The 24264-nt window shown below is 68.5% G+C and carries 22 protein-coding genes; 11 read left to right on the top strand and 11 right to left on the bottom strand.

Features of this window, described 5'->3' with window-relative positions; genetic code table 11:
• Window positions 1-167 precede the first annotated feature (167 nt).
• From miaB to SOM18_RS15385, 8 genes are all read right to left on the bottom strand, one after another.
• Complete coding sequence (gene miaB, locus SOM18_RS15420; protein ID WP_031438934.1) at window positions 168-1487, bottom strand: tRNA (N6-isopentenyl adenosine(37)-C2)-methylthiotransferase MiaB; 1320 nt, start codon at window positions 1485-1487, stop codon at window positions 168-170.
• 377 nt (window positions 1488-1864) lie between these two features.
• Complete coding sequence (locus SOM18_RS15415) at window positions 1865-2389, bottom strand: lysophospholipid acyltransferase family protein (RefSeq protein WP_235188231.1); 525 nt, start codon at window positions 2387-2389, stop codon at window positions 1865-1867.
• A gap of 193 nt (window positions 2390-2582) precedes the next feature.
• Window positions 2583-3005 (bottom strand): Fur family transcriptional regulator, encoded by a 423-nt coding sequence (locus SOM18_RS15410; protein ID WP_031394622.1) that lies wholly within the window; start codon window positions 3003-3005, stop codon window positions 2583-2585.
• Between the two features lie 75 nt (window positions 3006-3080).
• Complete coding sequence (locus SOM18_RS15405; RefSeq protein WP_042466253.1) at window positions 3081-3590, bottom strand: GNAT family N-acetyltransferase; 510 nt, start codon at window positions 3588-3590, stop codon at window positions 3081-3083.
• Window positions 3590-4222 carry a tRNA (adenosine(37)-N6)-threonylcarbamoyltransferase complex dimerization subunit type 1 TsaB gene (gene tsaB / locus SOM18_RS15400; protein ID WP_320481940.1) on the bottom strand — a complete coding sequence of 211 codons (633 nt, stop codon included), beginning with the start codon at window positions 4220-4222 and terminating at the stop codon, window positions 3590-3592. Before tsaB ends, SOM18_RS15405 begins: the two co-directional genes overlap by 1 nt.
• 39 nt (window positions 4223-4261) lie before the next feature.
• Window positions 4262-4861 (bottom strand): malonic semialdehyde reductase, encoded by a 600-nt coding sequence (locus tag SOM18_RS15395; protein ID WP_031440804.1) that lies wholly within the window; start codon window positions 4859-4861, stop codon window positions 4262-4264.
• Window positions 4861-5433, bottom strand: a complete 573-nt coding sequence (locus tag SOM18_RS15390) for a NifU family protein (RefSeq protein ID WP_031396534.1) — start codon at window positions 5431-5433, stop codon at window positions 4861-4863. The genes SOM18_RS15395 and SOM18_RS15390 overlap by 1 nt, the downstream gene beginning before the upstream one ends.
• 83 nt (window positions 5434-5516) lie before the next feature.
• On the bottom strand, window positions 5517-6347 hold the full coding sequence (locus SOM18_RS15385) for an aspartyl/asparaginyl beta-hydroxylase domain-containing protein (protein ID WP_320481939.1): 831 nt from the start codon (window positions 6345-6347) through the stop codon (window positions 5517-5519).
• A gap of 201 nt (window positions 6348-6548) precedes the next feature.
• Between SOM18_RS15385 and SOM18_RS15380 the strand changes: the two genes are divergently transcribed.
• Entirely contained in the window at window positions 6549-9518 is a 2970-nt protein-coding gene (locus SOM18_RS15380) for a M16 family metallopeptidase (RefSeq protein ID WP_320481938.1), read from the top strand.
• Window positions 9519-9669: 151 nt separating this feature from the next.
• Complete coding sequence (locus SOM18_RS15375) at window positions 9670-10155, top strand: hypothetical protein (protein WP_031441295.1); 486 nt, start codon at window positions 9670-9672, stop codon at window positions 10153-10155.
• 36 nt (window positions 10156-10191) lie between these two features.
• Here the strand turns inward: SOM18_RS15375 and SOM18_RS15370 are convergent, their stop codons facing one another.
• The 3 genes from SOM18_RS15370 to SOM18_RS15360 form a co-directional block, all read right to left on the bottom strand.
• Entirely contained in the window at window positions 10192-11982 is a 1791-nt protein-coding gene (locus SOM18_RS15370; RefSeq protein ID WP_320481937.1) for a long-chain fatty acid--CoA ligase, read from the bottom strand.
• 199 nt (window positions 11983-12181) lie between these two features.
• Complete coding sequence (ggt, locus tag SOM18_RS15365) at window positions 12182-13930, bottom strand: gamma-glutamyltransferase (protein ID WP_320481936.1); 1749 nt, start codon at window positions 13928-13930, stop codon at window positions 12182-12184.
• A gap of 91 nt (window positions 13931-14021) precedes the next feature.
• Window positions 14022-15053 carry a quinone-dependent dihydroorotate dehydrogenase gene (locus SOM18_RS15360; protein WP_031441061.1) on the bottom strand — a complete coding sequence of 344 codons (1032 nt, stop codon included), beginning with the start codon at window positions 15051-15053 and terminating at the stop codon, window positions 14022-14024.
• A gap of 234 nt (window positions 15054-15287) precedes the next feature.
• Here SOM18_RS15360 and SOM18_RS15355 point away from each other — a divergent pair, with 234 nt between their 5' ends.
• From SOM18_RS15355 to mtnP, 9 genes are all read left to right on the top strand, one after another.
• Window positions 15288-15716 carry an SUF system Fe-S cluster assembly regulator gene (locus SOM18_RS15355; RefSeq protein WP_031441060.1) on the top strand — a complete coding sequence of 143 codons (429 nt, stop codon included), beginning with the start codon at window positions 15288-15290 and terminating at the stop codon, window positions 15714-15716.
• 121 nt (window positions 15717-15837) lie between these two features.
• On the top strand, window positions 15838-17328 hold the full coding sequence (gene sufB / locus SOM18_RS15350) for a Fe-S cluster assembly protein SufB (RefSeq protein ID WP_031441059.1): 1491 nt from the start codon (window positions 15838-15840) through the stop codon (window positions 17326-17328).
• 96 nt (window positions 17329-17424) lie between these two features.
• On the top strand, window positions 17425-18168 hold the full coding sequence (gene sufC / locus SOM18_RS15345) for a Fe-S cluster assembly ATPase SufC (RefSeq protein WP_031441058.1): 744 nt from the start codon (window positions 17425-17427) through the stop codon (window positions 18166-18168).
• Between the two features lie 157 nt (window positions 18169-18325).
• Window positions 18326-19399: a SufD family Fe-S cluster assembly protein gene (locus SOM18_RS15340; protein ID WP_031441057.1), complete on the top strand. Its 1074-nt coding sequence runs from the start codon at window positions 18326-18328 to the stop codon at window positions 19397-19399.
• A gap of 2 nt (window positions 19400-19401) precedes the next feature.
• Complete coding sequence (locus SOM18_RS15335) at window positions 19402-20610, top strand: cysteine desulfurase (RefSeq protein WP_414712135.1); 1209 nt, start codon at window positions 19402-19404, stop codon at window positions 20608-20610.
• Complete coding sequence (locus tag SOM18_RS15330) at window positions 20607-21068, top strand: SUF system Fe-S cluster assembly protein (RefSeq protein WP_031441055.1); 462 nt, start codon at window positions 20607-20609, stop codon at window positions 21066-21068. Before SOM18_RS15335 ends, SOM18_RS15330 begins: the two co-directional genes overlap by 4 nt.
• Window positions 21069-21195: 127 nt before the next feature.
• Window positions 21196-21549 (top strand): HesB/IscA family protein, encoded by a 354-nt coding sequence (locus SOM18_RS15325; RefSeq protein WP_031441054.1) that lies wholly within the window; start codon window positions 21196-21198, stop codon window positions 21547-21549.
• Between the two features lie 167 nt (window positions 21550-21716).
• The gene (locus SOM18_RS15320; RefSeq protein ID WP_192139501.1) at window positions 21717-23108 is read left to right on the top strand and encodes an amino acid permease; all 1392 of its coding nucleotides are present in this window, start codon (window positions 21717-21719) and stop codon (window positions 23106-23108) included.
• Window positions 23105-23968 carry an S-methyl-5'-thioadenosine phosphorylase gene (gene mtnP / locus SOM18_RS15315; RefSeq protein WP_320481935.1) on the top strand — a complete coding sequence of 288 codons (864 nt, stop codon included), beginning with the start codon at window positions 23105-23107 and terminating at the stop codon, window positions 23966-23968. The genes SOM18_RS15320 and mtnP overlap by 4 nt, the downstream gene beginning before the upstream one ends.
• Window positions 23969-24264 lie beyond the last annotated feature (296 nt).

Genomic DNA, 24264 nt, shown 5'->3' with positions numbered 1-24264 from the left:
CTCAGCGGGTGGGGCGAGGCGCGCGAGTCCCACGATCACCATACCACCCCGGCGCAGGCCGGGGCCCAGTTGGGAAGGTCGATGTAACGGAGGATCGTCCGTCGTTATGCCCGTCCCCCAACTGGGCCCCGGCCTTCGCCGGGGTGGTGGTAAAAGGTGGGGCGGTTTCAGGCGGCCTGCGCGATGCGTTCCACGCCGGTGAGCGAATTGGGGCCGGCCGCCGCGAGCGTTACCTCCACCAGGTCGCCGATCGCATGGTCGCCGATCAGGTGGACCGACTGCAGCCAGGGGGACTTGCCGATCAGCTGGCCGGGGAGCTTGCCGGGGCGCTCGAGCAGCACGGTGCAGGTCCGGCCGACGGTGGCGGCGTTGAACGCGTGCTGGTCGCGGTTTAGCGCGGCCTGGAGGCGCTGGAGACGCTCGTCCATCACCGTCTCGGGCACTTGTTCGGTAATCGCGGCGGCGGGGGTGCCGGGGCGCGGGCTGTATTTGAAACTGTAGGCCTGCGCATAGCCGACCGCGTCGACGAGGCTCAGCGTGTCCTCGAACTCGGCATCGGTCTCGCCGGGGAAGCCGACGATGAAGTCGCCCGACAGCGCGATGTCGGGGCGCACCGCGCGGACCCGGTCGAGCAGGCGGAGATAGGAATCGCGGGTGTGGCTGCGGTTCATCGCCTTCAGCACGCGGTCGCTGCCCGCCTGGACGGGAAGGTGGAGGAACGGCATCAGGCTCTCGACGTCGCGGTGCGCGTCGATCAGGCCCTGTGTCATGTCGTTGGGGTGGCTGGTCGTGTAGCGGATCCGCGCGAGGCCGGGGATGCGGTCGAGGTCGCGGATCAGGTCGTGGAGGCCGCGCTCGTTCTCGGACCAGGCGTTGACGTTCTGGCCGAGCAGCGTGATCTCGCGCGCACCGGCGTCAACCAGCGCCTTCGCCTCGTCGACGATCGCCGCGAACGGCCGGCTGATCTCGGCGCCGCGGGTGTAGGGGACGACGCAATAGGTGCAGAACTTGTCGCAGCCTTCCTGCACGGTCAGGAAGGCCGAGGGCGCGACCTTGCGGCGCGTCGGGAGCGCGCCGAACTTCGACAGCAGCGGCATGTCGGTGTCGAGCGACGGCGTGCCCGCCGCGGCTTTTGCGACGAGGTCGGGGAGGTTGTGATAGGCCTGCGGGCCGACGACGACGTCGACCTTGGCGCGGGTGAAGATCTCCTGCCCCTCGGCCTGCGCGACGCAGCCGGCGACCGCGATCATCGGCGTCTTGCCGTTCTTGCGCAGCTGGTCCTTGCGCAGCCGGCCGATGTCCGAATAGACTTTTTCGGTCGCGCGCTCGCGGATGTGGCAGGTGTTGAGCACGACGATGTCGGCATCGACCGCATCGGCCTGGGTCAGCCCGTCGGCGGCCATCAGTTCGGCCATGCGCTCGCCGTCATAGACGTTCATCTGGCAGCCGAACGACTTGACGTGATAGGTCTTGGGTTTCGAGGTCATGCGCGCGCCGTACCAAATTTGTGTGCGTGGGGGGAGGGGCGTCTTCGGGGGCCGGCGATCGGTGGTGCCACGACATCAACTAACTGCACCTCCCCGGCGGAGGCCGGGGTCCAGTTGGGGGACGTTGCTGACTTAGGGCAGTGCCTCGTTACTGCGACCTTTCCAACTGGGCCCCGGCCTTCGCCGGGGTGGTGTTGGGTTTGGGTGAGGGGGCGGTACCCTACTGCACCGCCCCGGCGGAGGCCGGGGTCCAGTTGGGGGACGTTGCTGACTGAGGGCAGCGCTTCGTTACTCCGGCCTTGCCAACTGGGCCCCGGCCTTCGCCGGGGTGGTGTTGGGGGCGGGGTGAGGGCAACGCGCTCCCCCTTACAGAATAGTCAGAGGGCTTCGATGCGGCGGCGGGCTTCGGTGGCGATGGCTTTGCGGTCGCCGTGGTCGGCGGGGGCGAAGGGTTCGGCGAAGTGCAAGGTCGCGACGAAGCTGCCGCGGCGTTTCAGGACGCGGGCGGCGTGGTGCTGGCCGGGTTCGTCGCCGACCCAGGCGAGCTCGTGCGTGGCGGAGCCATAGTCGATGCGGACCGGCTGGACGCGGACGCCGGGCGGGGGCGGGTCGAGCGCGGCGAGCAGCGCGGCCTTGAAGGGGAGGAGCGTGACACCGTCGCCGGTCGTGCCCTCGGGGAAGAGCGTGACGGGCCAGTCGCGTGCGAGCGTGTCGCGGAGCTGCGCGATCTGGGCGGTCACCGCCATGCGATCGGCGCGGCTGACGAAGATGGTGGCGTTCAGCGTGCAGAGCCAGCCGACCAGCGGCGCCCGGCGAAGCTCGGCCTTGGCGATGAAGGCGGTGCCGGTCGCGCCCGACAGCAGCAGGATGTCGATCCAGCTGAGATGATTGGCGACGAACACCACGTCATGCCGCAGCGGCGTGCCGACGATCCGTCGCCGCGCGCCGACGATCCGGCCGACCAGCCCGAGAAAGCGCGGCGGCCAGGGCGATCGCCGGCCGAACAGCCGCCACAGCCCGTGGACCGGCAGCGCGAGCAGCAGCGCGATCAGCAGTGCCGCGAGCCGCGCGACGAGACGCAGGCGCCCGATCGGATCAGTCCTTGCGGGTCAGCGCGACGCCGTAGAGTTCCATGCGGTGATCGACGAGGCGGAAGCCGAGCTTCTCGGCGATCGCCTTTTGCAGCTGTTCGAGCTCGGGATCGACGAATTCGATCACCTTGCCGCTCTCGACGTCGATCAGATGGTCGTGATGCGCCTCGGGCGCGGGTTCGTAGCGCGCGCGGCCGTCGCCGAAATCGTGACGGTCGAGGATGCCCGCCTCCTCGAACAGCCGCACGGTGCGATAGACGGTCGCGATCGAGATGCCGGGGTCGATCGCCGAGGCGCGCTCATAGACCTTCTCGACATCGGGATGATCATCCGCTTCGGACAGGACGCGCGCGATGACGCGGCGCTGCTCGGTAATGCGCAGGCCCTTCTCGTTACAGAGGGCTTCCAGATCGATCTTGCGCGGCATGTGTCATTCCCTTGGTAAACCTCCATGTAGGCGGTTAACGCTGTTGCGAAAAGGGATAGTGACTCGCAATAAGCCTCAGCTGCCGATCGCGCGCGAATAGGTGTGCGCGTCATGCGCCACCCCCGACCGGCCACGGTAATAGGCGCGGCGTTCGCCGACCTTGGCGAACCCATGCGCGGTGTAGAGTTCGACCGCCTCATTGCCCGCGCGGACCTCGAGATGCAGCGTGGCGACGTTCGCAGCGATGCAGTCGGCGATCACCGCGCCGACCAGCGCGGTGCCGATGCCGCGGCGGCGCGCATCGGTCGCGACCGCGATCAGCAGCAGCTCCGCCTCGTCGAGCACGGTCCGCGTCATCGCGAAGCCCGCGGGGCGATCGTCGACAAAGGCGAGGACGAGCTGGATGCCGGGCAGCGCGAGCACGCCGAGGCACTGGGTCCGCGTCCATGCCTCGCCGTAGGCGGGGTCGAACGCGTCGCCCATCAGCGCATCGACGATCGCGAGGTCGCGCGCGTCGCCCGCGCGCAGCACGACCGCGGACGCTGCGTCTTCGTCGGAGGGCGGGGGCACGGCGCGGGTCGCCATCAGCGCGGCACCGCCGGACGGGCCGCGGCGGGCTTCGCATCGGGCGCGCGGCCGTAGATCGGGACGGGCGGCAGCGCGGTGAGTGTCTCGGGCAACAGGATCGCGGCGCCCGCATCGGGCAGCGCCTCGGTCAGGTCGAGATCATCGGCGAGTGCGGCAAGCCAGCGCACGCCATTGCCGACCGCGCGCCGCCCCGCCAGCGCCGCGAGCGCCGCGTCGGGCTTCAGCGACACCATGTCGGTGCGCGGCGACAGATCGGCGGCAAAGCACTGCATGAAGACCTCGCCATGCCCGCCCTCTAAAACTACTGCAATATCATCGGTTAAGCGATCGTCGAATCCCGCCGCGGCGACCAAAGGCAGCGACGAGAAGCCGGTGACCGTCGCCGACCAGCCGAGCGCGAGGCCGCGCGCGGCGGCGATGCCGACGCGGACGCCGGTGAAGCTGCCGGGGCCGACATCAACGAGGATGCGGTCGGCGCGGCCGCCGCCGGGCAGCGCGGCGATCATCGGCACGAGCCGTTCGGCATGGCCGCGCCCGACGACGTCATGCGTCCGCGCGACGATCACGCCGTCATCAGCGAGCGCGACCGAACAGGCGGCGGTGGACGTCTCTATGATCAGCGTGCGCATATCTTTAGTCCCTCTCCCCTCCGGGAAGAGGGCGTCATGTCAGGCGATGCTGTTGAACTTCGCGAAGTCGGGGCGTGGCGACCTGGCGAAGATCGTCGCGGGGTCGCCATAGCCGAGCGTCGCGATGAAATTGGTGCGGACCGCAGGCGTGTCGGCGAAGAACGCGGCATCGACCTTGTCCGCGTCGAACCCCGACATCGGCCCGGTATCGAGCCCGAGCATCCGCGCGGCGATGATGAAATAGGCGCCCTGCAGCGTCGAATTGCGGAACGCGGATGCCGCGCGCAGTTCGGCGCTGCCCGTGAACCAGGACTTCGCATCGGCGTGCGGGAACAGCTCGGGTAGATGCTCGTGGAAGTCAGTGTCCATGCCGATGATCACCGAGACGGGGGCGTTCAGGATCTTGGGCTGGTTCTGCGCGCTGCACGCGTCGGCAAGCTTCTGCTTGGACTCGTCGCTGACGCACCAGACCAGCCGCGCGGGCAGCTGGTTGGCGGACGTCGGACCCCATTTCATCAGGTCCCAGATCGCATGCAGATCGGCCGTCGCGACCGGGCGATCGGTATAGCCGTTATAGCTGCGCGCCTCGCGGAAGATCGCGTCGAGCACGGCGTCGGGCTGCGGACCGCGCGGGGTCATCAGACGGCGCGCACTTCGGTGACTTCGGGGACGTAGTATTTCAGCAGCTGCTCGATGCCGTTCTTGAGCGTCGCGCTCGACGAGGGGCAGCCGGCGCACGCGCCTTGGAGCTGGAGGAACACCTTGCCCTTGTCGAAGCCGCGATAGACGATGTCGCCGCCGTCATTGGCGACCGCGGGGCGGACGCGCGTCTCGATCAGGTCACGGATCTGCGCGACGATATCGGCATCGGCGGGGTCGTCGGTCAGCACGGTATCGTCGGACGGCACCGAGAAGCCTGCGCTCGCGGGGCGGAACAGCGGCATCGCGGCGGAGAAGTGGTCGAGCATGATCGCCAGCACGTCGGGCTTCAGATCCGACCAGGCGACGCCGGGCGCGGCGGTCACCGAGACGAAGTCGCGCCCGAAGAACACGCCGGTCACGTCGCCGAGCCGGAAGATCGCATCGGCGAGCGAACTCGCCTCGGCCTCCTCGGGGGTGGCGAAGTCGCGGGTGCCGGACTCCATGACGGTGCGTCCCGGCAGGAACTTCAACGTCGCGGGGTTCGGGGTGGATTCCGTTTCGATCAGCATGGGGTGCATGTGGCGACGGGGGGCGGAGGGATCAAGCAAACTCTTCCTTGGCACCGGCATAGCGTTTGAGCGGCCGGATGCCGTCAGACGTCGAGCTGTTTCACCGCGGCGTTCCAGTCGCCGATGTTGCGGACCGCGTCCTGGACGAAGGCGGAGCGGCGGACGACGTTCAGGAAGGCGTCGGCGATCCACTTGCCCGGATTGCGCAGCGGGCGCTCGAACTGGATGAGCAGGACGACGCGCGTGCCGCTCGTGTCGTTCCAGACCGCGTGGTCGTAGGTGTCGTCGAACACCAGCGTCTCGCCCTCCGACCAGCGCACGGTGCGGTCGTGGACGCGCATCCGGACGTCGCCGTCGCGCGGCACGATCAGGCCGAGGTGACAGGTGATCAGCCCCTTGGTCACGCCGCGATGCTCGGGGATGTGCGTGCCCGGCGCGAGGATCGAGAAGAAGGCGCTGTTGAGCCCCGGGATCTGCGCGACGAGATCGCGCGTGCGCGGGCAGCGCACCAGATTCTCGTCGATCGGATAGCCATAGCCCCAGAGGAAGAACGAGCGCCACTTGTTGATCTCGGCGATCGCGCGGTGATCGGGCGAGATCGTCGCGAGGCTGGGCGAGGCCTCGCCGCGCAAGGCGACCGCGACCGCCTCGTCACGGATATCGCGCCAATGCTCGCGCAGCAGCTGCGTCCAGGCGAAGTCGCGGACGTCGAGCACCGGGTCGTTCGAGACGAGCGACGAACTTGCGATCAGCCGGTCGAACACGCCGCGCAGATGCTTGCCGACGCGGATGATCAGCGGCCGGCCGGGTTCCGCCGCGAGCGGCGCGCCGGGCCGGGGCGCGCCCGAAATGACGGTCAGATCGGGGGTGCGGTGGGGGGTGCTGCGGTGATCACGACCAGAATTTCGCCACATTGCCGGACCCGTCGCGGTCCCGGTCTTCGCCCTGACTTCGGCTTGCATTCGCACTCCACTCTTCGTCGTTCGCTCGTACCGCGCGCCCGTATCCGCGCTTGCAGGTGATTGAGATAGCGCGGCTATGGGACGAAATGATGGCGCGGCGCGCGCGACGGGCACGGCGCTGGCGGTCGGCGGCCGGGGGCGCTACAGGACGGCATGGCGTTTACCCCCCGCGCGCTCGGCGCTCCCGTCTTCCTGTCGCTCGTGCTGTGCCTGGCGATCCCTGCCATCGGCCAATCGGGGACGCGGCCCGCGTCCCGCGCCAAGCCGCCCGCGGCGGCACCTGCGGCACCCGTCCAGCCGCAGACCGTGGCGATGCCCGGCGAGGCGCCGACGCTGCCGGGGCTGCCCGGAATCGACACCACCGCGTGGCTGTACAAGGGCAGCGATCTCACCCGCGACCCTGAGTGGAAGTTCGGCACGCTGCCCAACGGGCTGCGCTTTGCCGTGCGCAAGAACGGCGTCCCGCCGGGCCAGGTGTCGGTCCGCGTCCGCGTCGACGCCGGGTCGCTCAACGAGAGCGATGCCGAGCGCGGCTATGCACATTTCATCGAGCATCTGTCGTTCCGCGGCTCGAAATACGTCCCCGACGGCGAGGCCAAGCGCGTCTGGCAGCGGTTCGGCGCGACGTTCGGATCGGACACCAATGCGCAGACCACGCCCGTCTCGACGACCTACAAGCTCGACCTGCCCTCGGCGAGCGAGGCGGGGCTCGACGACAGCCTGAAGATCCTGTCGGGGATGATGGAGCAGCCGGTGCTGACCGATGCGACGGTCACCGCTGAGCGCCCGGTGGTGCTCGCCGAACAGCGCGAGCAGCCCGGACCCCAGGTGCGGATCGGCGATGCGATCCGATCGACCTTCTTCGCCGGCCAGCCGCTCGCGGACCGGTCGCCGATCGGCAGCATCAAGACGCTCGAGGCGGCGACCGGCGCGAGCATCAAGGCGTTCCACGATCGCTGGTACCGGCCCGAGAACACCGTCGTCATCATTTCGGGCGACATGGACCCGGCGCTGTTCGGACGGCTGATCGTCAAGAACTTCGCCGACTGGAAGCCGGTCGGCGCGTTCACCGCGGCGCCCGATTTCGGCAAGCCCGATCCCGCCGCCCCCGCCGCACAGGCGATCGCCGAGCCGTCGCTGCCCGCGGTCGTCACGCTCGGCGTGGTCCGGCCCTGGGTGTACAAGGACGACACCGCGATCATGAACCAGACGCGGCTGGTCGACGTGCTGGCGACGCGGCTGATCAGCCGGCGGCTCGAGACGCGCGCGCGCGCCGGTGGCAGCTATCTCCAGGCGGGGGTGTCGATCGACGACGTGTCGCGGTCGGCGAACCTGACCAGCGTCAACATCGTGCCGATCGGGACCGACTGGGAAGCGGCGCTGAAGGACGTACGCGCGGTGATCGCCGACGCGCAGACCAACGCGCCAAGCCAGGCCGAGGTCGACCGCGAATATGCCGATTTCGACACGATCATGCGCACCCAGGTCGAGACCGCACGGGTCGAGGCAGGCGCGCGCCAGGCCGACGACATGGTCGGGGCGCTCGACATCCGCGAGACGGTCGCGGGGCCCGAGACATCGTACAAGATCCTGCAGGACGCCAAGGCGAAGGGCATGTTCACCCCCGCCACGCTGCTCGCGGCGTCGAAGCGGATCTTCGAGGGGAGCGCGACGCGCGTGCTGGTCAACACGATCACGCCTGATCCGGCGGCGCCGGCCAAGCTCGAGACCGCGCTGAAGGCCGATGTCTCGGGTCTCGCGGGGCTGCGTCGCCAGCAGAATGCGGTGACGTTCGCGGCGCTGCCGCCGCTCGGCAAGCCCGGCGTCGTGGCGTCGCGCGAAAAGATCGCCGCGTTCGACATGGAGCAGGTGACCTATGCCAATGGCACCCGCCTGCTGCTGTTCCCCAATACGGGCGAGACCGGCCGCGTCTATGTCCGCGTCCGGTTCGGGCGCGGTTACAGCGCGATCCCGGCGAACAAGCCGAGTCCGGCCTGGGCGGGCGACCTCGCGCTGGTCGCTGGCGGGATCGGCAAGCTCGACCAGGGCGATCTCGATCAGCTGACCGCCGGGCGTCGCATCGGCCTCGACTTCGGGATCGACGACGATGCGTTCACGCTGGGCGCGCTGACCTCGCCTGCGGATTATGCCGACCAGCTGACGCTGATGGCCGCCAAGCTCGCCTTCCCGGCATGGGACGCAGCCCCGGTCGCGCGCGCGCGGGTCGCGGCGCTGGCGGCGTTCGCGGGCTATGAATCGTCGCCCGACGGCGTGCTGTCGCGCGATCTGGAGAAGCTGTTGCGCGCGGGCGATCCGCGCTGGGGCACGCCGTCGCGCGAGTCGGTCGAGGCGCTCAACGCCAAGGACTTCCGCAAGTTCTGGGAGCCGCTGCTCAAGACCGGGCCGATCGAGGTGTCGGTGTTCGGCGACGTGAAGAGCGAGGAGGCGATCGCCGCGGTCGCCAAGAGCTTCGGTGCGATCGCCGCGCGCTCCGCGTCGACCGCGGTGGCGGCGCTGGTGCGCTTCCCCGCGCATGTCGCGACCCCGGTGATGCGCACGCATACCGGCCCGCAGAACCAGGCGGCGGCGGTCATCGCCTGGCCGACCGGCGGCGGGATCGAGGCGATCACCGAGAGCCGTCGCCTCGACGTGCTCGCGCAGGTGTTCGCCGACCGGCTGTTCGAGCGGCTTCGCCAGGCGGCGGGCGCGAGCTACAGCCCGAACGTTCAGAGCCAGTGGCCGACCGGGATGAACAGCGGCGGTCGCCTCGTCGCGATCGGCCAGGTCGCGCCGGAAAAGGTCGCGTTCTTCTTCGAGACCGCGCGCAAGATCGCCGCCGAGCTGGTCTCGACGCCGATCGCGGATGACGAGCTGCAGCGGATCAAGCGGCCGATGGGGCAGTACATCATGCGCGCCTCGACCGGGAACCAGTTCTGGATGCAGCAGCTCGGCGGGGCGACCTATGACCCGCGGCGGATCGACGCGACCAAGCGGATCGCCGAGGATCTGGTGTCGACGACGCCCGCCGACCTGCAGGCGGTCGCGGCGAAATATCTGCGCCCCGACCGCGACTGGACGATGGCGGTGGTGCCCGCCGCGGCGCCCAAGCCAGCGGCGAAATAAGCGGACCGGGAGGGCGCGTGCCGGTCGGTGCGCGCCCTTCGCCGAAGAAAATTTCCTCGCGCAACGTCGGGCGGCGGGGATCGATCCGCACCACCGGATCGATCGTCATGCTGCGGGCGTTTGAGCCTGATTCATACCCGGGAGTGTATTGATGAAGAAGACGTGGTTAGCGCTGGCGGTTGCCGGCGGGTTGGGCGTGTCCGCCTGTTCGGGCGCGCCGTCGACGGATGCGGTCGACAACAATGCTATGGGCACTGCGGGCGTATCGCTGCGCAATCTGGGCGAAACCGAAGTCGCAGCGCCAGCGCCGCCCGCGCTAACGGTCAAGGGGGACCTGATCCCGACCCCGTCGGATACCGCCTCGCGCTATTTCCTGCTGCGCGAGCGCCGGGCGATCGGCGGCACGGTGATCGCGATCATCCGCCAGGAACATGCCGGCCGCGTCGCCTATGCCCGCACCGAAGTCGATTGCGAGCGTCGCCTGTTCCATGTGCTGGGCGTCGCGCCGCGCCGTTCGCTGGTCGAGACGAGCATCGCCTATGACGGTCCGTTGCGCCCGATCGCCGGGCTGCCGTTGCGCGAGGAGCTGGCGACCTATGTGTGCAAGCGCAGCAACCTTCCGCTCGGCGCAGCATGAGCAGGTGGGGGCCCCAATATGGCCCCCCCCCATTCGTCAGCCCTTGAGGTAGAGCGCGTCGAGCCGGTCGCCGTACGCCTGGCGGATGACGTGGCGGCGGATCTTGAGGCTGGGCGTCAGCTGTTCGTTCTCGATCGTGAACGGCCCGTCCGCCAGCACGAAGCGGCGGACGCGTTCGGTGACGGTCAGGTCCTTGTTCACGCGCTCGATCGCGTGACCCAGCGCGGTCCGGAACTCGCTGTTCTCGGCCAGCCGGCTGAAATTGCACGCATCGCCGTTCGACGCGCACCATTGCTGCGTCCATTCGGGATCGGGCACGATCAGCGCGACCATATAGGGGCGCTTGTCGCCGGCGATCATCGCCTGGACGATCTCGGGCTGGAGCGTCAGCATCCCCTCGATCTTCTGCGGGGCGACATTGTCGCCCTTGTCGTTGATGATCAGGTCCTTCTTGCGGTCGGTGATGCGGATGCGACCCTGCGCGTCGATCTCGCCGACGTCGCCGGTGTGCAGCCATCCGTCCTTCAGCACCTTCGCGGTCTCGGCGTCGTTGCGCCAATAGCCGTGCATGACGAGCTCGCCGCGGACCAGGATCTCGCCATCCTCGGCGATCCGCACCTCGGTATCCTTGAGCGGCGGGCCGACCGAATCCATCCGCACGCCCGCCTTGGGGCGGTTGCACGAGATGACGGGCGCGGCCTCGGTCTGGCCATAGCCCTGGAGGAAGGTGAGGCCGATCGATTCGAAGAACAGCCCGACCTCCGGATTGAGCGGCGCGCCGCCCGAGATCATCGCCTTCAGCCGGCCGCCGAACTTCTTGGCGATCTTCGGCTTGAACAGCGTCGCGACGGCGGCCTGCGCCGGCCGGTCGATCAGGCGGAGCTTGCCGGCATAGCGCCTGGCGCCGATGTCGAGCGCGCGGGCGAGCAGATAGGCCGACGCGCCGCCCTGTTTCTCGATCGTCTTCGAGATGCGCGTGCGCAGCACCTCGAACAGGCGGGGGACGACGAACATGATCGTCGGGCGCGTTTCCTCGATGTTCGCGGCGAGCTTTTCGAGGCCTTCGGCATAATAGATCTGCCCGCCCAAGGAGATCGGGAAATGCTGGCCGCCGGTATGTTCATAGGCGTGGCTCAAGGGGAGGAACGACAGGAAGACCTCGTCGTCCCAGCCGAAATCCTCCGAGATGACGGCGGCGCAGCCCGCGCAATTGTGCAGGATCGCGCCGTGATGCTGCATCACGCCGCGCGGGGCACCGCCGGTGCCCGAGGTGTATATGATGCAGGCGAGATCGTCGCGGGCGAAGGTCGCGCGCGCCGCCGCGGTCTCGGGCTTCGTCGGGTGCGCGGCGATCAGCGCGTGCCAGTTGTGGAAATCGATCGCGGCGGGGACGCGCATGTCCTCGAGCCCGATCACGATCTGCGCCTGGTTCGAGCGCAGGACGGCGGGGAGCAGCGTTTTCGCCAGCTTTGCGGTCGAGACGATGATCGCGCAGGCGCCCGCATTCTCGATGATGTGGAGGTGATCGCGTTCGGTGTTGGTGACATAGGTCGGCACCGTCACGCAGCCCGCCGCCATGATCGCGAGGTCGCTGAGGCACCATTCGGGGCGATTCTCGCTGACCAGCATCACCCGGTCGCCGCGTTTGAGCCCGATCGCGGTGAGGGCCGTGGCGAGGCTCGCCACCTGTCGCGCGGCGTCGGCCCAGCTGGTCGCCACCCAGGCGCCGCTCTGCTTGGTCCAGAGGAACGGCGAGTCGCCCCTCTCCGCGGCGCGCGCGAAGAACATGGTGACGAGGTTGGGGAAGGGTTCGAGCTGGCGGGGCATGGTCTCTCCTGGGGCGCTCTTGCGAACTGTGTCCCCTCGCGGGGCCGCTCGGTCTTTGGTGCGGTATAGTCTGCTAACGGTCCGTCGTCATTCCCGCGGAGGCGGGAACCCATATTGGCTGACCGGCCTGTGGGATCACCGACGTCAGCGCCTATGGATCCCCGCCTGCGCGGGGATGACGACAAAGGGGCGGGGCATGCTATTCCGGCGCGCGTTGCAGCGCACCGACGCGCTGGATCTGGGTCACGGTGCCGTCCTGCGCGATTCCGACGCCTTCGCTGCGCGGATCCGCCGCGCCGACCCAGCGGCCGTTCACCCGCTCGACCGCGTTCGCCTTCAGGCCGAGCGCGGTGACCTGCACCGTCTCGCCCAGTGCCTCGAGCGCGGGGATCATCGCCTCGCGCTCGGTGCCCTTCTCGACCGCGGCGACATGGCCGGGCGCGTAGATCAGGCCGAGCGCGATCGAATCCTGGGCGGACAGTTTCCAGTCGACGACGCCGATGATCGCCTTCGCGACCTGCGCGATGATCGTCGAGCCGCCCGCCGCGCCGACCGCGAGCCTGACCTTGCCGTCAGGGCCGTAGACGATCGTCGGTGACATCGAGCTGCGCGGGCGCTTGCCGCCCTCGACGCGGTTGGCGACGAGATAGCCGCCCTTTTCGGGGACGGTGTCGAAGTCAGTGAGCTGGTTGTTGAGCACGGTGCCGTCGACGGTCAGCCCCGAGCCGAAATAGCCCTCGACCGTGGTCGTCACCTCGACGACGTTGCCGCGCGCATCGGCGACCGCGAGGTCGGTGGTGCCGGGGACTTCGCTGACCGGCGCGGACTGCCGGGCCGGGGCGCCGGGGGGCGAGCCGGCGCTGACGCTGGCCATCGTCGTGGTTGGCTGGATCAGCGCCGAGCGCGTGGCGATATAGGCGGGGTCGAGCATGCCCTTGACCGGCACCGACACGAAATCGGGATCGCCGACATAGAGGTCGCGGTCGGCATAGGCGAGCCGCGAGCTTTCGGCGAACAGGTGCCACGCCTGCGGACTGTCCTTGCCGAGCCTGGCCATGTCGAAGCGTTCGAGCTGTTTCAGGATCATCAGCACGGTGATGCCCCCCGAGGAGGGCGGGCCCATGCCGCAGATGCGGTGGACGCGGTAGGTGATGCAGACCGGCGGGCGGGTCTTCGCGTCATAGCTGGCGAGGTCGCCGGTCGTCATCTTCGACGGGTTGCGCGCAGCGGTGTTGACCGTGGTGACGATCTTCTGCGCCTCGGGCCCGACATAGAAGCTGTCGGCGCCGCGCGCGGCGATCCGCTGGAGCAATGCGGCCTGGGCAGGGTTCCTGATCATCGCGCCGATCGCGACGGGCGATCCGTCGGGGGCGGAGAAGAGCGTGCGCGTTTCAGGCGTGATGTGGCCGCCATACGCCTTCATCCCGTTGACGAGCCGCGGCGACGCCTTGAAGCCATTGGTCGCAAGCCGGATCGCGGGGTCGAACAGCCGCGCCCAGGGGAGCCTGCCCGAGGCCCGGTGCGCGAGCGCCATGCCGCGCAGCGCGCCGGGGACGCCGACGCTGCGACCACCGGGAACCGCGTCGCGGTGGCTGAGCGGGGTGCCGTCGGCGGCATAGAACCAGCGCGGATCGGCGGCGGCGGGGGCCTTTTCGCGCGCGTCGATCGTGCTGAGCCCGCCATTCGCCGCATGGCTGACCCAGAAGCTGCCGCCGCCGATCCCCGAGCTTTGCGGTTCGACGACGTTGAGCGCGAGCATCGTCGCGATCGCCGCATCGGTCGCGCTGCCGCCCGCGCGCAGGATCTCGACACCCGCGGCGGCGGCGCGGGGGTCGGCGGCGCTGACCATGCCCTGGTCCTTCGCCGGGGCGGGGGTGGGGGCGGTCCGGCGGGCTTCGGCGGTGGCGGTGGGGAGGAGGAGGGCGAGCGCGAGGAGGGGAGTCTTCATCGCGTGCGAACCTAGCGCGGATCGGGTGGGTGGCAAGGCGTCCGCCGCAAACTCGCCGTCATCCCAGCTTTTGCCGGGATGACGAAATGTGTCAGCGGGCGTCGACGCCGATCGCGTCGGCGATCGTGGCGAAGCCGTCGCGGGTGATCAGCGCGTCGAGCTCGCGCAGCATCCGTGCGGGGAGGCCGGGGCCTTCATACACCAGAGCGGTGTAGAGCTGGACGAGGCTCGCGCCCGCGCGGAGGCGGGCATAGGCTTCCGCGCCGCTGCCGATGCCGCCGACCGAGATCAGCGGGATCGCGGCGCCGGTGGCCTTGCGGAAGTCGGCGAGGCGCTGGCGGGCGAGCGGGGCGAGCGGGGCGCCCGACAGGCCGCCGGTTTCCGTCGCGTTCGCCGAGCGCAGGCCGGGGCGGCCGATCGTCGTGTTGTTGACGATCAGCGCGTCGATCCGGTTGTCGATCGCGGCGCGGGCGATGTCGTCGATATCCGCGGGCTCTAGGTCGGGCGCGACCTTGAGGAAGATCGGCGTGGTGCCCTTGGCGGCGGTGCAGGCGGCGAGCAGGTCGCGCAGCGCTGCGCCATGCTGCAGATCGCGCAGGCCCGGCGTGTTGGGCGAGCTGATGTTGATCGTGATGTAATCGGCGTGCGGCGCGGCGCGGGTGACGCCGTGGACGTAATCCGCGGTGCGATCGCTCGCATCCTTGTTCGCGCCGACATTGATGCCGAGCACGCCCTTGCCGCGCGCATGGGCTTTCGCACGGTCGAGCGCCGCGTCGAGGCCGCCATTGTTGAAGCCGAGGCGGTTGATCACCGCGCGGTCTTCGGGGAGACGGAAGATGCGCGGCTTCGGGTTGCCGGGCTGGGGCAGGGGGGTGAGCGTGCCGATCTCGACACTGCCGAACCCGAGCCCGAAGAACCCGTCGATCGCGCGACCGTCCTTGTCGACGCCGGCGGCGAGGCCGACCGGGTTGGGGAAGGCGATCCCCGCCACGCTGGTCGCAAGCCGCGGGACGGATGGCGCGAGCGGCGTGCCCGCCTTGCCCCATGCGGCGAGCGCGGCGATCGTCAGGCCATGCGCGCGTTCGGCGTCGAGGCGGAAGAGAAGCGGGTGGTAGAAGGCCATGCGCGCTCTTACCCAGATCGGCTGGGGCGGCCAAACCCTTCTTCCGTCATTCCCGCGAAGGCGGGAATCCATTCGTCCGCAGGCGCAAAAGACAGAGTGGATTTCCGCCTCCGCGGGAATGACGAAGTGGACCCAGTTGCGAGTCGTTAGCACTGGCGGACGGGTTGACGCTGCCCGTCGCAAAGCCCATTTGTCAATCGGATCATATCGGTCCGATTGGACTCATAAGCCACCATGCGTCTTTCCAGCCTAGCCGACTATGCGGTCGTGATGATGAGCGCCGCGGCGCGTCATTGTGGCGGCATCGCGCGGCTGAACGCGACGCTGCTGAGCGAGGAGACCGGCGTGCCGCTGCCGACGGTGCAGAAGCTGGTAAGCCGCTTGTCGGCGGCGGGGCTGATCGAGAGCACGCGCGGGACCGGCGGCGGGTTTCGCCTGTCGCGGCCGCCCGCGTCGATCTCGCTCGCCGACATCATCGAGGCGGTCGAGGGCCCGATCGCGCTGACCGCGTGCGTCGACGGTGCGGCGCAGGATTGCTGCATCGACCAGACGTGCAAGGTGAAGCCGCACTGGAACGCGGTCAACGGCGCAGTCCGCGGCGCGCTCGCCGGCGTGACGCTCGCCAGCCTTTTGCAAGTCCCGAATTCGCCGGTGCCCGCATGACGCGCGCAGCGCCTACCCCTTTCCTTCGCGCCTTTGCGCCTTCGCGTGAGAAGAGTCTGTTCACGCGAAGCCGCGAAGGCGCGAAGACATTAGAGAGCCGCGTTGCGGCGGAGATGGAATGATGGCTACCCGGAACGCAGAGGCCTATGCCGCCGCGAACAAGACGTACGAGTGGGGCTTCTCCTCGGACATCGAACAGGAATTCGCGCCTAAGGGTCTGTCGGAAGACACGGTGCGCTTCATTTCCGCCAAGAAGGGCGAGCCGCAGTGGATGCTCGACTGGCGGCTGAAGGCGTTCGCGCTGTGGCAGACGATGGAGGCGCCCGACTGGTCGAAGCTCAACGTGCCGCCGATCGATTACCAGGACGCCTATTACTATGCGGAGCCAAAGGCGAAGCCGAAGCTGGGGAGCCTCGACGAGGTCGATCCCGAGATCCTGCGCGTCTATGAAAAGCTCGGCATCCCGATCGGCGAGCAGAAGATGCTCGCGGGCGTGGTCGAGGATCCGCTGAACGATGACGGCACGCCGAAGCGTCGCGTCGCAGTCGACGCGGTGTTCGACAGCGTCTCGGTCGCGACCACGTTCCGCAAGGAGCTCGAGGCCGCAGGCGTGATCTTCCGCTCGATCTCCGAGGCGATCAAGGAATATCCCGACCTCGTGCGGAAGTGGCTCGGCAAGGTCGTGCCGCAGCGTGACAATTACTTCGCGACGCTGAACTCGGCGGTCTTCTCCGACGGTACGTTCGTCTACATCCCCGAGGGCGTGCGCTGCCCGATGGAGCTGTCGACCTATTTCCGGATCAATGCCGAGAATACCGGGCAGTTCGAACGCACGCTGATCGTCGCCGACAAGGGCAGTTACGTCTCCTATCTCGAAGGCTGCACCGCGCCGATGCGCGACGAGAACCAGCTGCACGCGGCGGTCGTCGAACTCGTCGTGCTCGACGATGCCGAGATCAAGTACTCGACCGTGCAGAACTGGTATCCGGGCGACGAGAACGGCGTCGGCGGGATCTACAATTTCGTCACCAAGCGTGCGCTGTGCCAGGGCAAGAATTCGAAGGTCAGCTGGACCCAGGTCGAGACGGGCAGTGCGATCACGTGGAAATATCCGTCGTGCGTGCTGGCGGGCGATGGCTCGGTCGGCGAATTCTATTCGGTCGCGGTGACGAACAATCGCCAGCAGGCCGATACCGGCACGAAGATGATCCACCTCGGCAAGAATACCCGCTCGACGATCGTGTCGAAGGGGATTTCGGCGGGGCGCTCGGACAACACCTATCGCGGGCTGGTGCGCGTCGCGCCGACCGCGGAGGGCGTGCGCAACTTCACCCAGTGCGACAGCCTGCTGCTCGGCGACCAGTGCGGCGCGCATACCGTGCCCTATATCGAGGTCCGCAACCCGTCCGCGCAGATCGAGCATGAGGCGACGACGTCGAAGATCTCCGAGGACCAGCTGTTCTACGCGATGTCGCGCGGGCTGGATGCGGAGGCGGCGGTCGCGCTGATCGTCAACGGCTTCGCGCGCGAGGTGCTGCAGCAGCTGCCGATGGAGTTCGCGGTCGAGGCGCAGAAGCTGCTGGGGATTTCGCTGGAAGGGTCTGTGGGGTGATCCCCGCCCGTCATCCCGCCGGCGCGGGCATGACGGGACAGCGCTGGCGCACGACGCGCCGCGGAAATTTAGAGATTTGGAATTGGGCAGAATTCGATGCTGAAAATTGAAAACCTTCATGCCGAGATCGACGGCAAGGAAATCCTCAAGGGGCTCTCGCTCGAGGTGAATGCGGGTGAGGTGCACGCGATCATGGGGCCGAACGGCGCGGGCAAGTCGACGCTGGGCTATGTGCTCGGCGGGCGGCCCGGTTACGAGGTCACGTCGGGCTCGGTGACGTTCGACGGCGTCGACCTGCTCGAGCTCGAGGCGCATGAGCGCGCCGCGGCGGGCGTGTTCCTCGGCTTCCAGTATCCGGTCGAGATCCCCGGCGTGTCGAACGTCCAGTTTCTGCGCGAGGCCCTGAACGCGCAGCGCGCGACGCGCGACGAGAAGGCGCTGTCCGGCGGCGAGTTCCTGAAGCTCGCGCGCGGGCAGGCGGATCTGCTCGGCATGGATTACGACATGCTCAAGCGGCCGGTGAATGTCGGCTTTTCGGGCGGCGAGAAGAAGCGCAACGAGATGGTGCAGATGGGCATCGTCAACCCGAAGTTCGCGATCCTCGACGAGACCGATTCCGGCCTCGACATCGACGCGCTGCGCGTCGTCGGCGACGGCATCAACCGCATCATGCGCGCGCCCGACAAGGCGGTGCTGCTGATCACGCATTACCAGCGGCTGCTCGATTATGTGGAGCCGGACTTTGTCCATGTGCTCGCCGACGGGCGCATCGTCCGGTCGGGCGGCAAGGAACTCGCGCAGCAGCTCGAGAGCGAAGGCTATGTGGGGATCGCCGCATGATCTCCCTTCGTGCCGCAGGCAGGAAAGATTGGGCTCACGCGAAGGCGCAAAGGCGCGAAGGGCGTGTGGTCAATAATCTCGTCAGCAATATCCTTCCAACGCCTCTTCGCGCCTTCGCGCCTTCGCGTGAACCATTCTCGTTTTCGTGGGCCGCATCATGAGTGTTCTCGAACTTCCCTCCACGCGCGAGGAGTCGTGGCGCTGGGGTGATCCGGCGGCGATCGCGGCGGCGGCGGGGTTGCCGCGGGGTGAGGCGCCGGCGGGCGCGTGGTTCCTTGAGCTCGAGGGCGCGCGGGCGGTGTTTGTCGATGGCGCGCTGGATGAAGGTCGCAGCGAGCTTCGGCATGTCGCGATCGCGCCGCTCGAGGGTGGCACGCATGTGCTGGGCGCGCGGACGACCGGCCATGGCTGGTCGTTGCGCGTCGAGGCGCACGCTTCGGCGGAGCTGATCCAGATCGTCCATATCGCGACCGGCGGCGAGAACCATGTTCCCGCCGAGATCATCCTCGCGGACGGCGCGCAGGCGTCGGTGGTCGAGACCTATGTCGGGACCGGCTGGTCGAACCGGTCGACGCGGATGACGCTGGGCGCGGGCGCGAAGCTGACGCGTGCGGTGCGGTTGCTCCAGACCGCCGGCTTCGTGTCGGTGCGCGACGAGGCGGATGTCGGTGCGGGGGCGAGCCTGATCGTGACGATGCTCGGCGCGGGCGATGCGGGGACGCGGATCGACGGCGCGATCACCGTGTCGGGCGACGATGCGTTTGCCGAATATGGCGGCGCGCTGCTGACGCGGCGCGACCAGCGGCAGGAATGCGCGCTGTCGGTGCGGCATGCCGCGCTGAACGGGCAGAGCAAGCAGATCTGGCGCGCGGTCGCGGCGGATACGTCGACCGTGAGCCTTGCGGCGCGCGTCGAGGTGGCACGCGATGCGCAGAAGACCGACGGCGTCCAGTCGCTGCGCGGGCTGCTGCTCAAGCGGACCGCGACGGTCAATCTGAAGCCCGAGCTCGAGATCTTCGCGGACGACGTGAAGTGCGCGCACGGTGCGACGGTCGGCGAACTCGACCAGCGCGCGCTGTTCTACATGCAGAGCCGCGGCATCCCGCATGCCAAGGCGCAGGCGCTGCTGACGCGTGCGTTCGTCGGCGATGCGTTCGCGCAGATCGCGGACGAGACGGTGCGCGACGCGTTCGTCGCGGACGCGGATGCGTGGCTGGAGGCGGCGCTGTGACCCTGACGCTCGAAACGCGCCCGCTCGACCGGGTATCGGACTTTCCGGCGATCCCCGAGGGCTGGGCGTATCTCGATACCGCTGCCACCGCGCAGAAGCCGCAAGTCGTGGTCGACGCTATCACGCGCGCGTACGGCGAGACCTATGCGACCGTGCACCGTGGTGTGTACCAGCGCTCCGCCGACATGACGGTCGCGTACGAGGCGGCGCGGCGGGCGGTGGCGCGGTTCATCGGCGCGGGATCGCCCGACGAGATCGTGTTCGTGCGCGGCGCGACCGAGGCGATCAACCTGGTCGCGACCTGCTGGGCGGGGACCCAGCTGAAGGCGGGCGACCGCATCCTGTTGTCGATGCTCGAACATCATTCGAACATCGTGCCGTGGCAGATGATCGCCGAGGCCCGCGGTGTCGCGATCGACGTGCTGCCGCTGACCGAAGACCACCGCATCGATCTCGATGCGATGGAGCGGATGATCACGCCTGCGCACAAGCTGGTCGCGCTCGGCCATGTGTCGAACGTGCTCGGCTCGGTGCTCGACGCGAAGCGCGCGACGGAAATCGCGCATTCGGTGGGTGCGAAGATCCTGCTCGACGGCTGCCAGTCGGTGCCGCGGATCTCGGTCGACGTGACGGCGATCGGCTGCGACTTCTACGTGTTCTCGGGCCACAAGCTGTACGGTCCGACCGGGATCGGTGTGCTGTGGGCAAAGCCCGAGCTGCTCGACGCGATGCCGCCCTATCAGGGTGGCGGGTCGATGATCGACAAGGTGTCGTTCGCGAAGACGACGTACGCGCCAGCGCCGGGACGGTTCGAGGCGGGAACGCCGCATATCGTCGGCGCGCTCGGGCTGCATGCGGCGATCGATTATGTCGAGAGCATCGGGCTCGGCGCGATCCATGCGCACGAGACCGCGCTGGTCACCGCGACGCGCGAGGCGCTGTCGGGGATCAATTCGGTGCGGCTCTATGGGCCGGCGGATTCGGCGGGGATCGTCTCGTTCACGATCGAAGGGGTTCATCCGCACGACATCGGCACCATATTGGACGAAGAGCGCGTCGCGATCCGGGCTGGCCATCACTGCGCCCAGCCGCTGATGGAGATGCTGGGCGTCGAGGCGACGGCCAGGGCGAGCTTCGGTGTCTATAACGGTCCGGCAGACGTGGATGCGCTGGTGCGCGGTATCGCGCGAGTAACGAGGATATTTGGATGAGCGATCGGTTCGAGATCGAGGAAGTCGAGGCGGTGCAGTCGCCGCCCAAGGCGCGTGTCGTGCTCGACACCGACGGCGATGCGGAGCGCAAGCGCGACTATCTCGCCGGGTTCCTGGCGCAGAAGCCGCAGGTGGACTCCCCCAGCGAACCGGGTGGCGCGGTATATGATGCGATCATCGACGCGCTGAAGGACATCTATGATCCCGAGATCCCGGTGAATATCTATGACCTGGGGCTGATCTATGGCGTCGAGGTGACCGAGGACGGGCATGCGGTCGTCACGATGACGCTGACGACGCCGAACTGTCCGGTCGCGGAATCGATGCCGATGGAGGTCGAGATGCGCGTCGGTGCGGTGCCGGGTGTCGGTGTCGCCGAGGTGAACCTGGTGTGGGATCCGGCATGGGATCCGCAGAAGATGTCCGACGAGGCGAAGCTCGAACTGGGCATGTTGTAACGACTTGCCCCTCCCCTTCAGGGGAAGGGACGGGGGTGGGGCCTCACCGCGAGCGCGCGATCCGGTCGGGCGCCCCACCCCAACCCCTCCCCTGAAGGGGAGGGGCTTTAGATGGAAGGAACGAGCCATGGCGACGACATTACGAGCACGGCCCGCGGCGCTGAACCTGACCGCGACCGCGCATGCGCGGATCGCGGACCTGATGGCGCGCGCGCCGGAGGAGTCGATCGGGGTCAAGCTGTCGACGCCCAAGCGTGGGTGTTCGGGGCTCGCCTATTCGGTCGATTATGTGAGCGAGGCCAAGCCGTTCGACGAGCGGATCGACACGCCCGGCGGCACGCTGTTCGTCGATGGCGGGTCGATATTGTACCTGATCGGCTCGACGATGGACTGGGTCGAGGACGACTTCACGGCCGGGTTCGTGTTCCAGAACCCGAACGCCAAGGGTGCGTGCGGGTGCGGGGAAAGCTTCACGGTCTAAATTCTGCCGTGAGCTAATGTGTCCCCGCGAAGGCGGGGACCCAGACTGGGCTCCCGCCTTCGCGGGAGAACAAAGATCCGGCCGAGCCAAGGCGATGCCGGCCGACCGGCCGCCTTGCTTGCCCATCCCGTCCTGTGCCACTCCCCCCTGAAGAAGAGGGGATCTACGTGGCCAGTCTGTTTCGCCGAAAAATCGTCACCGAGCAGCCGCCCGAGCATCAGCTCGCGCGGACCTTGTCGTGGCCGCATCTGGTCGCGATGGGCGTGGGCGGGATCGTCGGGACGGGGATCCTGACGCTGATCGGCGTCGGGGCAGGGCTCGCGGGCCCCGCGGTGATCCTGTCGTTCATCATCGCCGGCGGGATCTGTGCCTGCGCCGCGCTCGCCTATGCCGAGATGGCGACGATGATCCCGGCGTCGGGCAGCGCCTATACGTACAGCTATGTCGTGCTCGGCGAGCTGATCGCCTGGGTGATCGGCTGGAGCCTCATCCTCGAATATTCGCTGGTGGTGTCGACCGTCGCGGTCGGCTGGTCGGGTTATGCTGCACCCTTGCTGCGCGGCGCGTTCGGGTTTCCCGAGGCGCTGACGCTCAGCCCCGAGCTCGGCGGCGTCCTGAACGTCCCCGCGATCGTCATCATCGCGGTCGTCGCGGGCGTGCTGTCGTTCGGGACGCGCGAGAGTGCGACGCTGAACGCGGTGCTGGTGGCGGTGAAGATGATCGCGCTGACCGTGTTCGTGTTCATCGCGCTCCATTATTTCAACAGCGCGAACCTGCAGCCGTTCATGCCCTATGGCTTCCCCAAGGCGGTCCAGCCCGACGGTGCAGAGCGCGGCGTGATGGCGGCGGCGGCGATCATCTTCTTCGCATTCTACGGATTCGACGCGATCTCGACCGCGGCGGAGGAGACGAAGAATCCGGGCCGCGACCTCGCGATCGGCATCCTCGGGTCGATGGTGGCGTGCATCGCGATCTACATCCTTGTCGCGGTCGCCGCGGTGGGCGCGTTGTCCTATACGCGGTTCGCCGGCTCGGCCGAGCCGCTCGCGCTGATCCTGCGCGAGATCGGACGGCCGGGGTTCGCGACGTTCCTGGGCGCGTCGGCGGTCATCGCGCTGCCGACCGTGCTGCTCGCCTTCCTGTTCGGGCAGAGCCGGATCTTCTTCACGATGGCGCGCGACGGCCTGCTGCCGCTGGGCCTCGCCAAGGTGTCGAAGCGCGGTGCGCCGGTGCGGATCACCTGGATTACCGCGGCGATCGTCGCGGTGATCGCGGGGCTGCTGCCGCTCGCCGAGATCGCGGCCCTCGCCAATGCGGGGACGCTCGCGGCGTTCGTCGCGGTGTGTGCGTGCATGCTGGTGATGCGTCGCCGGGCGCCCGATGCGGTGCGGACGTTCCGCGCGCCGGCCGCGACGCTGGTGGGCATCGTCGGCATTCTCGGCTGCCTGTACCTGTTCTTCAGCCTGCCTTCGAAGACGCAACTCTATTTCGGGCTGTGGAACCTGCTCGGGCTGGTGATCTACTTCGTCTATGCGCGGCCGCGGGCGCTCGCCGAATGAGCGGCTGGACGATCGGGATCATCGGCGGCTCCGGGCTGTACGCGGTCGAGGGGATCGAGGACGGGCACTGGCAGACGGTGGAGACGCCCTGGGGTGTGCCGTCGGATGCGATCTATACCGGCCGCGTCGGGCCTGTCGGGGTGGCGTTCCTGCCGCGGCACGGGCGAGGGCACCGGATTTCGCCGTCCGAGCTCAATGCGCGCGCGAACATCGATGCGTTGAAGCGGCTGGGGGTGACCGATGTGCTGGCGGTGTCGTCGGTCGGGTCGTTGGTCGAGGCGCGGCCGCCGGGGAGCTTCACGATCGTCGACCAGTTCATCGACCGGACCAAGGGGCGGGTGTCGAGCTTCTTCGGCACGGGCCTCGTCGCGCATGTCTCGATGGCGGACCCGGTGTGTCCGCGCCTGTCGGGCTATGCCGCCGATGCCGCGCGCCAGGCCGGGGCCGAGGTCGACGACCGTGGCACCTATCTGGCGATGGAGGGGCCGCAATTCTCGACGCGTGCGGAGAGCCGGTTGTACCGCCAATGGGGGTGCGACGTGATCGGGATGACCGCGATGCCCGAAGCCAAGCTCGCGCGTGAGGCGGAGCTGCCCTATGCGCTGGTCGGGATGGTGACCGACTATGACTGCTGGCGCGAGGAGGCGGCGGGGGTCGATGTCGCGGAGGTGATTGCGCAGCTCGGTGCGAATGCGGCGAAAGCGCGCGCGATGGTAATGGCGTTGCTGCGTGGCCTGCCGGCGGAGCGTCCGGCGTCGCCGATCGATACCTGTCTCGACAGTGCGATCATCACGGCGCGCGAGGCGCGGGATCCGGCGCTGGTGGCTAAGCTCGACGCGGTGGCGGGGCGGGCGCTCTAGCGACGGCGTGACGCGCGAGGCTCTGGGTCCTAACGTTCGTCAGGATGACGGTTGGGGGAGGTGGTGGTTTGCCACCGGGTGCGGTGATCGGCGGAAGAATTGCGGCGATCCGTGGGCTCCGACACATTGGTGCAACATATCGGCGCGATGAGGTGGGGGTCGCCGCTCCCTCTCCCCCTGTGGACGGCGACGTGGCCGGGTTGTTCCCCCTCCCGGTCCCTCCCTGAACTACGGGGCGATCGTCATGGTCGCCCCGCTTTTTTCTGCCGGGCCTGGGTCGCGTTCGAGACGCGCCG

The sequence above is a fragment of the Sphingomonas sp. CFBP9019 genome, from assembly GCF_034045155.1.
GTDB lineage: Bacteria > Pseudomonadota > Alphaproteobacteria > Sphingomonadales > Sphingomonadaceae > Sphingomonas > Sphingomonas aerolata.
Note: the sequence above shows the minus strand (reverse complement) of the source record. Positions and strands in the feature narration are given on the sequence as shown.